The organism is Streptomyces sp. NPDC041068 (genome assembly GCF_040647455.1).
In the GTDB taxonomy this organism is placed as follows: domain Bacteria; phylum Actinomycetota; class Actinomycetes; order Streptomycetales; family Streptomycetaceae; genus Streptomyces.
Genome location: NZ_JBEZCG010000004.1, coordinates 66,070 through 79,980 on the forward strand (window position 1 = coordinate 66,070; position 13,911 = coordinate 79,980).

11 protein-coding genes are annotated in these 13,911 nt (G+C 70.3%); 9 read left to right on the forward strand and 2 right to left on the reverse strand.

What is annotated here, in order from left to right; genetic code table 11:
* Positions 1 to 33: 33 nt before the first annotated feature.
* Positions 34 to 1,059, reverse strand: a complete 1,026-nt coding sequence (locus AB0B50_RS10210) for an ABC transporter permease (RefSeq protein ID WP_362328362.1) — start codon at positions 1,057 to 1,059, stop codon at positions 34 to 36.
* A gap of 413 nt (positions 1,060 to 1,472) precedes the next feature.
* Here AB0B50_RS10210 and AB0B50_RS10215 point away from each other — a divergent pair, with 413 nt between their 5' ends.
* From AB0B50_RS10215 to AB0B50_RS10235, 5 genes are all read left to right on the forward strand, one after another.
* Positions 1,473 to 3,104, forward strand: coding sequence for an ABC transporter substrate-binding protein (locus tag AB0B50_RS10215; protein ID WP_362328364.1), 1,632 nt, complete (start codon positions 1,473 to 1,475; stop codon positions 3,102 to 3,104).
* A gap of 67 nt (positions 3,105 to 3,171) precedes the next feature.
* The gene (locus tag AB0B50_RS10220; protein ID WP_362328366.1) at positions 3,172 to 4,095 is read left to right on the forward strand and encodes an ABC transporter permease; all 924 of its coding nucleotides are present in this window, start codon (positions 3,172 to 3,174) and stop codon (positions 4,093 to 4,095) included.
* Entirely contained in the window at positions 4,088 to 5,059 is a 972-nt protein-coding gene (locus AB0B50_RS10225) for an ABC transporter permease (RefSeq protein WP_362328368.1), read from the forward strand. Before AB0B50_RS10220 ends, AB0B50_RS10225 begins: the two co-directional genes overlap by 8 nt.
* Positions 5,060 to 5,065: 6 nt before the next feature.
* Positions 5,066 to 6,112 (forward strand): ABC transporter ATP-binding protein, encoded by a 1,047-nt coding sequence (locus AB0B50_RS10230; RefSeq protein WP_362328370.1) that lies wholly within the window; start codon positions 5,066 to 5,068, stop codon positions 6,110 to 6,112.
* 61 nt (positions 6,113 to 6,173) lie between these two features.
* Complete coding sequence (locus tag AB0B50_RS10235) at positions 6,174 to 7,262, forward strand: dipeptide ABC transporter ATP-binding protein (protein WP_362329143.1); 1,089 nt, start codon at positions 6,174 to 6,176, stop codon at positions 7,260 to 7,262.
* Between the two features lie 131 nt (positions 7,263 to 7,393).
* Here AB0B50_RS10235 and AB0B50_RS10240 read toward each other — a convergent pair whose 3' ends face one another.
* Positions 7,394 to 9,577, reverse strand: coding sequence for a prolyl oligopeptidase family serine peptidase (locus AB0B50_RS10240; RefSeq protein ID WP_362328372.1), 2,184 nt, complete (start codon positions 9,575 to 9,577; stop codon positions 7,394 to 7,396).
* A gap of 147 nt (positions 9,578 to 9,724) precedes the next feature.
* Here AB0B50_RS10240 and AB0B50_RS10245 point away from each other — a divergent pair, with 147 nt between their 5' ends.
* The 4 genes from AB0B50_RS10245 (at position 9,725) to AB0B50_RS10260 (ending at position 13,889) form a co-directional block, all read left to right on the forward strand.
* Entirely contained in the window at positions 9,725 to 9,919 is a 195-nt protein-coding gene (locus tag AB0B50_RS10245; RefSeq protein ID WP_362329145.1) for a hypothetical protein, read from the forward strand.
* Positions 9,920 to 10,017: 98 nt separating this feature from the next.
* Positions 10,018 to 10,965 (forward strand): N-acetyl-1-D-myo-inositol-2-amino-2-deoxy-alpha-D-glucopyranoside deacetylase, encoded by a 948-nt coding sequence (gene mshB, locus AB0B50_RS10250; RefSeq protein WP_362328374.1) that lies wholly within the window; start codon positions 10,018 to 10,020, stop codon positions 10,963 to 10,965.
* A 101-nt stretch (positions 10,966 to 11,066) separates the two neighbouring features.
* Positions 11,067 to 11,435, forward strand: a complete 369-nt coding sequence (locus AB0B50_RS10255; RefSeq protein ID WP_362329147.1) for a DUF6113 family protein — start codon at positions 11,067 to 11,069, stop codon at positions 11,433 to 11,435.
* A gap of 165 nt (positions 11,436 to 11,600) precedes the next feature.
* A complete protein-coding gene (locus tag AB0B50_RS10260; protein WP_362328376.1) occupies positions 11,601 to 13,889 on the forward strand; it encodes a hypothetical protein in 2,289 nt (762 codons plus the stop codon).
* Positions 13,890 to 13,911: the final 22 nt, after the last annotated feature.

Below are 13,911 nucleotides of genomic sequence, written 5' to 3' on the forward strand. Positions count from 1 at the left end.
GGGCCCCGTCGCCCGTTGCCGGATGGGGGAGTGTCAACGCTTGGTCTTGGGGTCCAGCGCGTCGCGTACGGAGTCGCCGAGGAGGTTGAAGGCGACGACGAAGATCACCATGGCCAGGCCCGGGAAGAGCATGAAGGTGATGTCGTCCTGGTAGTACTTCGAACCGTTCTGGATCATCACGCCCCAGTCAGGGGTGGGTTCGCTCAACCCGACGCCGAGGTAGGCGAGTCCGGCCTCGGCTGTCACGAACGCGGGGAGCGCGAGGGTCGACTGGATGAGGATCGGCGTCCACAGGTTGGGGAGCAGCTCCTTGAAGATGATCCGGGCCGGCGAGGCACCGGTCACCTTCGCCGCCTCCACGAACTCCCGCTCGCGCAGGGCGAGTACCTCACCGCGGAGCAGACGCGCGATGGATGCCCAGCCGAAGGCCGTCATCACCGCGATGAGGCTGGTGACCGTCAGCCAGGCCGGGGTGTTCTCGTCCGGTGCCACGAAGATGGAGATCATCACCGGCCAGAAGGCGATGAAGAAGAGCGTGGAGGGGAACGCCAGCAGGATGTCGATGACCCGGCCGATGAAGTAGTCGGTCTTGCCGCCGAGGTAGCCCGCCGTCACGCCGATGACGATGCCGAAGAAGGTGACAAGGAGGGTCGTCGCGGCGGCGATCATCAGGGAGTTGCGGATCCCGTAGAGCAGGTATGTGAAGACGTCCCGCCCGAGTCCGGGCTCGACGCCGAACCAGAACTCGCTGTCGATGCCGCCGTTCGGCTTGATGGGCAGGCTGAACTCGTTGAGCAGATCCGGCCTGTCCTGCCCATACGTCGTGTACGGATCCTTCCCGTACAGCTTCGCGACCAGCGGTGCGCAGATGGCGATCACGAAGAAGAAGATGACCACGCACGCGGCGATGACGCCCGTCTTGTCCCTCTTGAACCGGATCCAGGCAAGCCGCCCCGGCGAACGCCCCTCACTGCCCTGCTTCTTGGGCGGCGAAGGCGTGCCTTCGGTCTTGTCCGTCACTTCAAGCGTGGCGGTAGCGGCGGGAGTTGGCGAGGTCATGGCGCTCCAGGCCCGGAGGGGTCATCAGGAATCCGCAGGACAACCAGCACCTACGGGCTAGGCGCGACTTTCGCAAGGCGATTCCCACGCGGTCAATGAATCGTGGGGCGCCTTGAGTCGCTCTTGGGATCCTTGACCAGACCTTTGCTCAATCATGGCGTTGACATTGCCTTGGCGTAATCAAGCGTGATGGACAACTCATGGCATATCCGAATAGGCCGGGCATTGAGTCCGATATGCGGGCGCCAGCGTCTCGGAATGCGTACATCCGGATGGGCTCCTCCTCATACGGGCGGGGTAAATGTGCGGTTCATACCTCCTGAGGCGATATTTGGCGGTAAGTGAGAAAGCTCACGTATCGCAGATGAGCGGACCGGCCGGACGGCGGGGCAGCTCCAGGACAGGAGGACTCCATGCGTGGAGCCACGCACGCCAAGTGGGCCGCAGGTGCGGTGGCCGTCGCCCTCGCGGCGACGGCCTGTGGTGGCGGGGGGAGCGGCGGCGGTGGCGGCGACGGCTCCGGGATCGTCAGCTCGTCCTGGGGCGACCCGCAGAACCCGCTCGAGCCCGCCAACACCAACGAGGTCCAGGGCGGCAAGATCCTCGACATGATCTTCCGGGGTCTCAAGCGGTACGACCCGAAGACCGGCGAGGCCAAGGACATGCTCGCGGAGTCGATCGACACCGACGACGCGCAGAACTTCACGGTCAAGGTCAAGGACAACTGGACCTTCAGCAACGGCGAGAAGATCACCGCCAAGTCCTTCGTCGACGCCTGGAACTACGGCGCGAACCTCAAGAACAACCAGAAGAACGCCTATTTCTTCGGTTACATCGAGGGCTACGACAAGGTCCACCCGGAGAAGGGCGACCCGACCGCCCAGACCCTCTCCGGGCTCAAGGTCGTCGACGACAAGACGTTCACCGTCAAGCTCACCCAGAAGTTCTCCACCTGGCCCGACACCCTCGGGTACCCGGCCTTCGCGCCGCTGCCCAAGGCGTTCTACGACGACCACGACGCCTGGCTCTCCAAGCCCGTCGGCAACGGCCCCTACACCGTGGACTCGTACACCAAGGGCTCGAAGATGGCCCTGCGCAAGTGGGACGCCTACCCCGGTGACGACAAGGCGCAGAACGGCGGTGTGGACATGAAGGTCTACACCGACAACAACACCGCCTACACCGACCTGATGGCCGGCAACCTCGACCTCGTCGACGACGTCCCCGCCTCCCAGCTCAAGAACGCCAAGGCCGACCTCGGCGACCGGTACATCAACACCCCCGCCGGCATCATCCAGACCCTCGCCTTCCCCTTCTACGACAGCAAGTGGACGAAGCCGGGGATGGAGAAGGTCCGCCAGGGCCTGTCCATGGCGATCAACCGCGAGCAGATCACCGACACGATCTTCCAGAAGACGCGGACGCCCGCCACCGACTGGACCTCGCCGGTGCTCGGCGAGGACGGCGGCTACAAGTCCGGCCTCTGCGGCGACGCCTGTACGTACGACGCCGCGCAGGCCAAGAAGCTGGTCGAGGAGGGCGGCGGCATCCCCGGCGGCACCCTCAAGGTCACGTACAACGCCGACACCGGCTCGCACAAGGAGTGGGTCGACGCCGTCTGCAACTCCATCAACAAGGCGCTCGGCAACGACAAGGCCTGTGTCGGCAACCCCGTCGGCACCTTCGCGGACTTCCGCAGCAAGGCCTCCAAGCAGGAGCTCGACGGCGCCTGGCGCTCGGGCTGGCAGATGGACTACCCGCTGATCCAGAACTTCCTGGAGCCGAACTACTTCACCGACGCCCCGTCCAACGACGGCAAGTTCTCGAACAAGGACTTCGACCGGCTCGTCAACGAGGCCAACGGCGAGACCGACACCGCCAAGGCCGTCGCCAAGTTCCAGGACGCCGAGAAGGTCCTGGCCGAGGTGATGCCGAACATCCCGCTCTGGTACCAGAACGGCAGCGCCGGCTACTCGGACAAGATCTCCGACGTCTCGCTGAACCAGTTCAGCGTGCCCGTGTACGACCAGATCAAGGTCAACTGAGACGTCGGGAGCGGCCGCCGGTCCCCGAGGGCGCCCGGCGGCCGCTCCCCCTAATTCCGGAGCCCCCATGGGACGTTATGTGATCCGGCGTCTGCTGCAGATGATCCCGGTCTTCTTCGGCGCCACGCTGCTGATCTTCCTGATGGTGAACGTGATGGGCGACCCCGTCGCGGGCCTGTGCGGCGACCGCAAGTGCGACCCCGCCACGGCCGCTCAGCTGAAGAAGGAGTTCGGCCTCGATAAGCCGGTGTGGCAGCAGTACCTGACGTACATGGGCAACGTCTTCACCGGTGACTTCGGCACCGCCTTCAACGGCCAGAAGGTCACCGAGCTGATGTCGACCGCCTTCCCGGTCACCATCCGGCTCACCGTCGTCGCGATCGTCTTCGAGATCGTCATCGGGATCTCCCTCGGCGTGCTCACCGGACTGCGGCGCGGGCGCCCCGTCGACACGGTGGTGCTGCTCCTGACGCTCGTCGTGATCTCCATCCCCACCTTCGTCACCGGCCTCGTGCTGCAGCTGCTGCTCGGCGTCGAATGGGGCGTCATCAAACCCTCGGTGTCGAGCGAGGCGCCCTTCAACGAGCTCCTGATCCCCGGGCTCGTCCTCGCCTCGGTCTCCCTGGCGTACGTGACGCGCCTGACCCGCACCTCCATCGCGGAGAACCGCCGCGCCGACTACGTCCGCACCGCCGTCGCCAAGGGCCTGCCCCGGCGCCGCGTCATCACCCGGCACCTGCTGCGCAACTCGCTGATCCCGGTGATCACCTTCATCGGCACGGACGTGGGCGCGCTGATGGGCGGCGCGATCGTCACCGAGCGGATCTTCAACATCCACGGCGTCGGCTTCCAGCTCTACCAGGGAATCCTGCGCCAGAGCACGCAGACCGTCGTCGGCTTCGTGACCGTCCTGGTCCTCGTCTTCCTGGTGGCCAACCTGATCGTCGACCTCCTGTACGCCGTACTCGACCCGAGGATCCGCTATGCCTGAACCCACCGAGCCGCAGGGCGCCATCGCCGCGACCGGCGCGGGCGGCGCGATGGACCTCGCCACGAGCGAGGGCTCCTCCCTGGCCCCCGGCGGGCCCGACGGCACCGGGCCCTCGGCCCCGGCGCGCAGCCTGTGGTCCGACGCCTGGCGGGATCTGCGGCGCAACCCGATCTTCATCGTCTCGGGGCTCGTGATCCTCTTCCTGGTGATCATCTCGATCTGGCCCTCGCTGATCGCCTCGGGCAACCCGCTCGACTGCGACCTCGCCAACGCCCAGAAGGGCTCGGCCCCCGGCCACCCCTTCGGCTACAACGAGCAGGGCTGCGACGTCTACACCCGGGTCGTGTACGGCACCCGGGTCTCGGTCACCGTCGGCGTCTGCGCCACGCTCGGCGTCGCGATCCTCGGCAGTGTGCTCGGCGGGCTCGCCGGGTTCTTCGGCGGGATCTGGGACTCGATCCTCTCCCGCATCACCGACATCTTCTTCGCCATCCCCGTCGTCCTCGGCGGCCTGGTGCTCCTGTCCGTGGTGACCAGCTCCACGGTCTGGCCGGTGATCGGCTTCATGGTGCTGCTCGGCTGGCCGCAGATCTCCCGCATCGCGCGCGGCTCCGTCATCACCGCCAAGCAGAACGACTACGTCCAGGCGGCGCGGGCGCTCGGCGCCTCCAACTCCCGGATGCTGCTGCGCCACATCACGCCGAACGCCGTCGCCCCGGTGATCGTCGTGGCGACCATCGCCTTGGGTACGTACATCGCCCTCGAGGCGACGCTCTCCTACCTCGGCGTCGGACTGAAGCCGCCGACGGTGAGCTGGGGCATCGACATCTCGGCCGCCTCCCAGTACATCCGCAACGCCCCGCACATGCTGCTCTGGCCGGCCGGAGCCCTCGCCATCACCGTGCTCGCGTTCATCATGCTCGGCGACGCGGTGCGCGACGCCCTCGACCCCAAGCTGAGGTAGGCGTACATGGCAACCGTGGCATCCGAGACCGCCGCGCCCGGGGCGCCCGGGGCGGCCAAGCTGCTCGAAGTGCGCGATCTGCACGTGGAGTTCCGCACCAGGGACGGGGTCGCCAAGGCCGTCAACGGCGTCGACTACAGCGTCGCCGCGGGCGAGACCCTCGCCGTCCTGGGCGAGTCCGGCTCCGGCAAGTCCGTGACCGCCCAGGCCGTGATGGGCATCCTCGACATCCCGCCCGGGAAGATCACCGCGGGCGAGATCCTCTTCCAGGGCCGGGACCTCCTCAAGCTCAAGGAGGACGAGCGGCGCAAGGTGCGCGGCGCCGGAATGGCGATGATCTTCCAGGACGCGCTGTCCTCCCTGAACCCCGTGCTCAGCGTCGGCGAACAGCTCGGTGAGATGTACGTCGTCCACAAGGGCATGTCGAAGAAGGACGCGAAGGCCAAGGCCGTCGAGCTGATGGACCGGGTCCGCATCCCCGCCGCCAAGGAGCGCGTCGGTCAGTATCCGCACCAGTTCAGCGGCGGCATGCGGCAGCGCATCATGATCGCCATGGCGATGGCGCTCGAACCCTCGCTGATCATCGCGGACGAGCCGACCACCGCCCTCGACGTGACGGTCCAGGCGCAGGTGATGGACCTGCTCGCGGAGCTCCAGCGCGAGATGAACATGGGCCTGATCCTCATCACCCACGACCTGGGAGTGGTGGCGGACGTCGCCGACACCATCGCGGTCATGTACGCGGGCCGCATCGTCGAGCGCGCCCCCGTCCACGAGATCTACCGGGCCCCCGCGCACCCCTACACCCGCGGCCTGCTCGAATCCATCCCGCGCCTGGACCAGAAGGGCCAGGACCTCTACGCGATCAAGGGCCTGCCGCCGAACCTCATGAACATCCCGCCCGGCTGCGCCTTCAACCCCCGCTGCCCCATGGCCCAGGACGTCTGCCGCACCGACGAGCCGCCGCTCGCGCAGGTGACGTACGAGGGCCTCGCCGCCGACCGCAGGAGCGCCTGCCACTTCTGGAAGGAGACGATCGATGCGGCCCGGTGAAGGCAGCGCACATGTGAGCAAGAAACAGCTGGAGGAGGAGGGCGAGACCGCGCGGCAGCTGATGGACAAGGCGCGCGCCGAGTCGGACTTCGCCGCACACGGCTCCGCCTCGGGCCACGAGCCGATCCTCCAGGTCCGCGGTCTGGTCAAGCACTATCCGCTGACCCAGGGAATCCTGATCAAGAAGCAGGTCGGCGCGGTCAAGGCCGTGGACGGCGTCGACTTCGAGCTCACCCGCGGCGAGACGCTGGGCATCGTGGGGGAGTCCGGCTGCGGCAAGTCGACGGTCGCGAAGATGCTGGTCAACCTGGAGCGGCCGACCGCGGGCGAGATCCGCTACAAGGGCGAGGACATCACCAAGCTGTCCGGGCGGGCCCTCAAGGCGGTGCGCCGCAACATCCAGATGGTGTTCCAGGACCCGTACACGTCCCTGAACCCCCGGATGACGGTGGGCGACATCATCGGCGAGCCGTACGAGATCCATCCCGAGGTCGCGCCGAAGGGCTCGCGCCGGCAGAAGGTGCAGGAGCTCCTGGACGTGGTCGGGCTCAACCCCGAGTACATCAACCGCTATCCGCACCAGTTCTCCGGCGGTCAGCGCCAACGTATCGGCATCGCGCGGGGGTTGGCGCTGCGGCCGGAGGTCATCGTCGCCGACGAGCCGGTCTCCGCGCTCGACGTATCCGTCCAGGCACAGGTCGTGAACCTCCTGGAGAAGCTGCAGAACGAGTTCAGCCTGAGTTACGTCTTCATCGCCCACGACCTGTCCATCGTGCGGCACATCTCCGACCGGGTCGGCGTGATGTACCTCGGGCGGATCGTCGAGATCGGCTCGGACGAGCAGATCTACGAGCACCCGACGCACCCCTATACCCAGGCGCTGCTCTCCGCCGTGCCGGTCCCCGACCCCGAGGCGCGCGAGCACCGGGAGCGGATCATCCTCAGCGGCGACGTGCCCTCGCCCGCGAACCCGCCGTCGGGCTGCCGGTTCAGGACCCGTTGCTGGAAGGCGCGGGAGCGGTGCGCGCAGGAGGTCCCCGAGCTCGCGGTGCCTGCGGAGTTCCGGCTCGTCGAGGGCCCGGCCGCGCACGACTCGGCCTGTCACTTCGCCGAGGAGAAGCAGGTCGTGCCCTGGCCGGGCGGCGCTTAACGCACGGGTAATACCGCCGTCGCGGCACCGATATACGGACGCGGCACGCTGGACGGCGTACGGCCGTGCGGGTGCCGTAGACCGGCCGGGGCGCGCCATGTCTCCCCGGCCGGTCGCCTGTCCGCCTCCGGCTACAGGCCCAACGACCGCTTCAGGAAGTCCACTTGGAGCAGCAGGAGATTCTCCGCGACCTGCTCCTGCGGGGTCATGTGCGTGACGCCCGACAGCGGCAGGACCTCGTGCGGGCGGCCCGCGGCGAGCAGCGCGGAGGAGAGCCGCAGCGAGTGCGCCACCACCACGTTGTCGTCGGCGAGGCCGTGCACGATCAGCATCGGGCGGTGCGGCTCCGCAGGTTCGACCAGACCGTCGTCCCAGATCAGGGAGTTGCGGCGGTACGTCTCCGGATTCTTGGCCGGGTCGCCCAGGTACCGCTCCTCGTAGTGCGTGTCGTAGAGCCGCAGGTCCGTCACCGGGGCGCCGACCACCGCCGCGTGGAACACGTCGGGGCGGCGCAGCGCCGCCATGCCCGCGAGGTAGCCGCCGTAGGACCAGCCGCGGATCGCCACCCGGTCCAGGTCGAGCGGGTACGTCCCGGTCGCCGCGAGCGAGTGCAGCGCGTCGATCTGGTCGTCGAGCGTGATCGTCATGTCGTTCTTGACGGACTTCTCCCACGCGGGGGAGCGGCCCGGGGTGCCCCGGCCGTCCGCGACGATCACCGCGAATCCCTGGTCGGCGAACCACTGCGAGGTGAGGAAGATGTTGTGCGCACGCTGGACGCGCTGACCGTGCGGACCGCCGTACGGATCGAGAAGTACCGGAAGAGGCCCGTCCGTCTCCTTGTATTCCGTGGGGAGCAGGACGGCGCACGGAATCCTCCGCGTGCCCCCTTCGGTGAGCGTCACGCGCGGTGTGAGCCCCGGGCGCTGGGCGTGTGAGGCGACGGTCGCCACCTGCTTGCCCTCGCGCAGCACCTGGACCCGAGCGCCGGGACGGTCCAGGGTGGCGGACGCCAGGACCGTGACGCCGCCCGCGCGGACCGCCGAGTGCACTCCGGGTTCCCGCGAGACGCGTTCCACACCCAGTTCGTTGACGCGATAGACGTGCACCTCGCCCGTCTCGGCCTCGGCCGCCTCGGCGCCCGCCGAGGCCGCGACCAGGATGTCCTCCTCGGTCACGTCCAGGACCGAGCGGACGTGCAACTGCGGTCCCGTCAGGGGGCGTTCGCCCCAGGCAAGCACCCGTGCGCCGCCCTCGTCAACGATGCGCACCAGTCTGCCGCTGGGGGACCAGCACGGCACACCGGCGAAAAGTTCCAGCCATCCTGTGGTCGGATCGTCCTCCTCGGCGTGCACCATCCGCGTCGCCCCCTCGTCGGGATCCACCGCGAGATACAGCTGACTGCTCTGGTCACGCGATTGCACAAGGAGCAGGGGAGCGCCGTCGGCCGACCAGTGCACCCGCGCGAGATAGGGGAAGCGGGCGCGGTCCCAGAGCACCTCGGTGCGCGCCCCGTCCAGGCCGAGGACGAAGAGGCGCACCTCCGCGTTGGGCGTGCCCGCGGCCGGGTAGGCGACCTGGGCCGGCTCGCGGTCGGGGTGCGCGGGATCCGCGATCCACCACCGCCGCACGGGGGCGTCGTCCACCCGTGCGACCAGGAGCCGGTCGGAGTCGGGCGACCACCAAAAGCCTCGCGCGCGCCCCATCTCCTCGGCCGCGACGAACTCCGCGAGGCCGTACGTCACGGTCGGCTCCTCGCCCTCCTCGGGGGCGGCGAGCGCGCGGTCGTCCGCGCCGTCGGCCCCCGTCACCCGCAGGGCGCCCCGTGCGACGTACGCGACATGGCGCCCGTCCGGCGAGGGGCGCGGGTCGATCACGGGCCCCGGGGCGGGCAGTTCGCGCGCCGTGCCCGCGGGCAGTTCCGCCGCGAAGAGGCGGCCCGACAGCGCGAACGCCGCCAACTCCACCGCCGCGTCCGTCGCATAGCCCACGATGCCCGCGCCGCCCTCACGGCTGCGCTCGCGCCGGGCCCGCTCCTCCGCGGAAAGACGCTCCGCCGTGCCACCGAGCAGCACCCGCGGATCGGCCGCGACGCGTTCGGTACCGCCGTCCGTGAGGTCGAGGACCCACAGCGACTGGACCCGGTCCGTGCCGGAGGACGAGCGCAGGAAGGCGAGGCGCGAACCGTCCGGCGCCACGGTGAAGGCACGGGGCGCGCCGAGGGTGAACCGCTGCGTGCGGGCGTGCTGACGCGGGAAGGAGAGCCGCTGCGCCGGGCTCTCTTCGGGCCTGGGATTTCCGGGGTTCTCGGTGGTCATCCCCCGAGCCTATGGCTCATGCGCCCCCCTGTGCTGCCGTGCTCCGAGTCATGCGTCCACACGGATAGTTATGATCCGTAGCGCTTGGTGGGTATGAACCTGCTGGCGTCCGCACTGGGTTACGGCAACGACTTGGAGGTGACCGCCGTGGCACTCTCGATTTCGGCGGTGGTGCTGCTGGCGATCATCGTCTTCCTGCTGGTCAAGAAGTCAGGTCTGAAAGCGGGGCACGCGGTCGTCTGCATGCTCCTCGGTTTCTACCTGGCGAGCTCGTCCGTCGCGCCGACCATCAACGAGCTGACGACGAACGTGGCGGGGATGATCGGCGACATCAAGTTCTGAGCGGCACGACCGCCGTGTGCTGAGCGGCGGGGTGCCGTGTTCCGAGCGGCGGGGCGCCATGTTCTGAGCCCTCGCCGCGGTGCTCGTAGGGTGGTCCCATGACGGAACTGCCCGCCCGGCGCCTGCTGCTCGTGCACGCGCACCCCGACGACGAGTCGATCACCACCGGCGCGACCATGGCCAAGTACGCGGCCGAGGGCGCCCACGTCACGTTGGTGACCTGCACGCTGGGCGAGGAGGGCGAGGTCATCCCGGCCGAGCTCGCCCACCTCGCCGCCGACCGCGAGGACTCCCTGGGTGCCCAGCGCATCGGGGAGCTGGCCGCCGCCATGAAGGAGCTGGGGGTCACCGACCACCGCTTCCTCGGCGGCACCGGGCGCTACCGCGACTCCGGGATGATGGGCGTCGAGCAGAACCGCCGCCCCGGCGCGTTCTGGTCGGCCGACGTCGACGACGCCGCCGCGCATCTCGTCGAGGTGATCCGCGAGGTCCGCCCGCAGGTCCTCGTGACGTACGACCCCGACGGCGGGTACGGCCACCCCGACCACATCCAGGCGCACCGCGTCGCCATGCGCGCCGCCGATCTCGCGGCCGAGCCCGCCTTCCGCGGCGATCTCGGCGAGCCGCACACCATCGGCAAGATCTACTGGAACCGCGCCCCGCGCACCGTGGTCGAGGAGCGCTTCCGGTGGATGGAGACGGAGGGGGTGCTGCGGGACTCGCCGTTCGGCACGCCCGCCGTCGTCGCGGACGTCCCCGGCGTCACGGACGACGAGCGGATCACGACGGAGATCGACGGCAGGCCCTTCAAGGCGGCCAAGGCGGCGGCCATGCGGGCCCACGCCACCCAGATCACGGTGAGCGAGCCGCTCTTCATCCTCTCCAACGAGCTCGCGCAGCCGATCTTCGACGTGGAGTACTACGAGTTGGTCCGGGGAGAAGCGTCGGCGGGGTCGGCGGAGTCGACGGAAGGGCCCGGCCGTGAGACCGATCTCTTCGCGGGCCTCGAAAGGGTGACTGATGTGACTGAGGTGACCGCGCTGTGAGTACGCGATCCCGTGCGTCGTCGGGGGCCGGTTCCGAGGCCTCCGGCAACCCTTCCGCTTCCGCCGCGGCCGCGCCCGCGGGCAGCTTCCTCGCACAGCCCTTGAGGGCGGGGCGAGTTGTCGCCTGCATCGGGCTCTTCGTCCTCGGTGCCGTCGTCGGCGTCGCGGGAGCGCTCGTCCAAGGCGGCTTCTTCCCCGCCGGGTTGCTGCTCGCGCTCCTCGGCGCGGCCGGTGCCTTCTACGGCGGCGCGCGGGCGATCGGCACCAGAGCGGGGGCCGTCGCGCCCGCCGCGGGCTGGCTCGTGGCGGTCCTGCTGCTCACGGCCACCAGACCCGAGGGGGACTTCCTCTTCGGCGCGGGCCTCGGCTCGTACGGCTTCCTGCTCGGCGGCATGGCCGTGGCTGTGATGTGTGCCACGCTCGGGCACCGGCCGCAACCGACCGGGTCCGCCGCCCGACTTGGCAAGTGACGTACCACTTCGGCCCGCGTCCCGCACGGGTTTGACGCCGGTCACGGGATGCGTGTCGACGGCGGCCAGTATGGTGGTGCGGCCGCCGAGCCTCCCCCAACCTCCGGCCGGGGGGACCCCGGATGAGGTAGAGACGGGCGGCGGAGTCAACCAGGAGAACCTGCCTTGAGTCGTGAAACTGACAGTTCGTCCGCCGGGCCCCAGGGGCGCGGTGGAGCCGCATACCCCTCGGGGACGCCGCCGTACGGCTCCCCGGCGCAGGGCGCCGCCGCCGACGGCGGCACGGACGGCGCGCGGCGGCAGGCCGCCGACGAGCGGCCCGACGAGCCCGAGACCCAGACCACGCTGACCACCCGCATCCGGATCAACATCCCCGGGTCGCGGCCCATCCCGCCGGTCGTCATGCGTACGCCCGTCGGTGACGAGGGCGGGCGCGAGGAGTCCGCGCGCGGGGACGACGGGGGCCGCCGTGACGGCGCCGCTCCGAGTGCTCCCGGCGCTCAGGGCGTCCCCGGCGCTCCCGGTGCGGGCGGCGCGGCAGGCGCGGGCGGCAGGGCCCCGGAGCCCGGCGTGCCCGGTGCTTCCGCTTCCGGTTCCGGTAGTGGTGCCGGTACGGGTGGTGGTGCCGGTTCCGCCCCGGCCGAGGGCGGCGCGTCCGCCGCGGCCGAGGAGAAGACGAGCGACTGGTTCGCGCCGCGCAAACCGGCGGGCGGCGCGTCCGCGGGCGGCGGCTCCGCCCCGGCCGGTTCCGGGACGAACGGCGCGGGCATGCCCGGCGGCGCGAGTGCTCCCGGTGGGAACGGCTCGGAGGCGAACGGCTCGCGTGCGCATGGCTCGGGCGCGAACGGCACCGGCTCCTTCGACGTGTCCGGCGCCGTCGCGTCGGGCCCCCTCGGCTCGGGAGGCCCGGGTGCCCCCCAGGGCGGCGACCCGTCCCGAGGCGACCTCCCGTACTTCTCCGGCGGCCCCGGCGCGGGCGCCGGAGCGAACGGCTCCCGAGGCCCCGCGGGCCCGACCGGCGGTCCGGTCACCGGCGACAGCCCGCTGACGCCGCCCACGCCTCAGGCCGGCGCCTCCGGCGGTCCCGGCGCTCCCGGTGGCCAGGGCATCCCCGGTGGCCAGGGCGCCCCCGGTGGCCCCGCCAACTCCGCGCCCCGCCCGCCCCGTTCGGGTGCCATGAGCGACGACACCGCGATCCTCACGCCGCAGAAGGCGGGCCCGGTCTCGCCGCCGCCCGGCGGCCCGCGTCCGCCCGCGGGCGGCGGACCGGTCCCCGGCGCCGGCGGCCCCAACTCCGTGCCCGGCGGCCCCACCGCCCCCGCGCCCGGCGCCAACGTCTCCGGCGAGACCCTCACCAGCGGCATCCCCGTCGTGCCGCCCGTGCAGGACAACTCCCCGTTCCCGCCCGGACCGCAGGGCGACGGGTCTGTGCCGCACACCCCGCCGAAGCTGCCCGAGCCGGTGCGCTCGGACGTGCCCGCGGCTCCGGCGCCCGCGCCCAAGAAGAAGGGCCGCAACAAGCTGGTCCTCGTCGCGGTCGCCGTGGTCGTCGTGGCCTGCGGGGCGTACGGCGCGGGCCTGTTGATGAACCACGCCGACGTCCCCAAGGGCACCACCGTGCTCGGCGTCGACATCGGCGGCGGCACCCGTGACGAGGCCGTCAAGAAGCTCGACGCCGCGATCGACGCGCGCGTCACCAAGCCCCTGAAGCTGTCGGTGGACGGCGAGGAGGTCGCGCTCAAGCCGGACCAGGCCGGGCTGACCGTGGACAGCCAGGCGACCGTCCGCGAGGCCGCGGGCAGCGACTACAACCCCGTCTCGGTGGTCGGCTCGCTCTTCGGCGGCCAGCGCGTCGTCGAGCCCGTCGTGCCCGTCGACGAGGAGAAGCTGGCGGCCGCCCTGGAGCGCGCCGCGGGCGGCTCGGGCACGGCCCAGGAGGGCACGGTCAAGTTCGAGCCCGGCAAGGCCGTCCCCGTCTACGGCAAGGTCGGCAAGGGCATCGACCCCGAGGCCTCGACGACCGCCGTCGCACAGGCGTACAAGAAGCAGGTCGAGACGGGCAGCGCGGGCACGGTCCAGGTGCCTGTCACCACGCGCAAGCCGGCCGTGGCCAAGGCCGAGGTCGACAAGTTCATGACCACCTTCGCCAAGCCGGCCATGTCCGCCAACGTGACGATCAAGGCAGGCGCCAAGTCGATCCCCTTCGGCCCGGCCAAGTCGCTGCCGAAGATCCTCGAGACGAAGGCGCTCAAGGACGGCACGCTCCAGGTGCACTACAACCTGGAGGAGCTCAAGAAGCTGTACGGCAACGTCTTCGACGGCGTCCTGATCCAGCGCGGCGACGGCTCCAAGACGCCGGTCCAGCCGACCGACGTCGCCCAGGCCATGGGCAAGGCGCTGGTCGGCAAGACGCCGGCGGAGCGGATCGGCGTGATCGAGACGAACGCGAGCTGAGGCCCGCAGAGCACTCCGTACA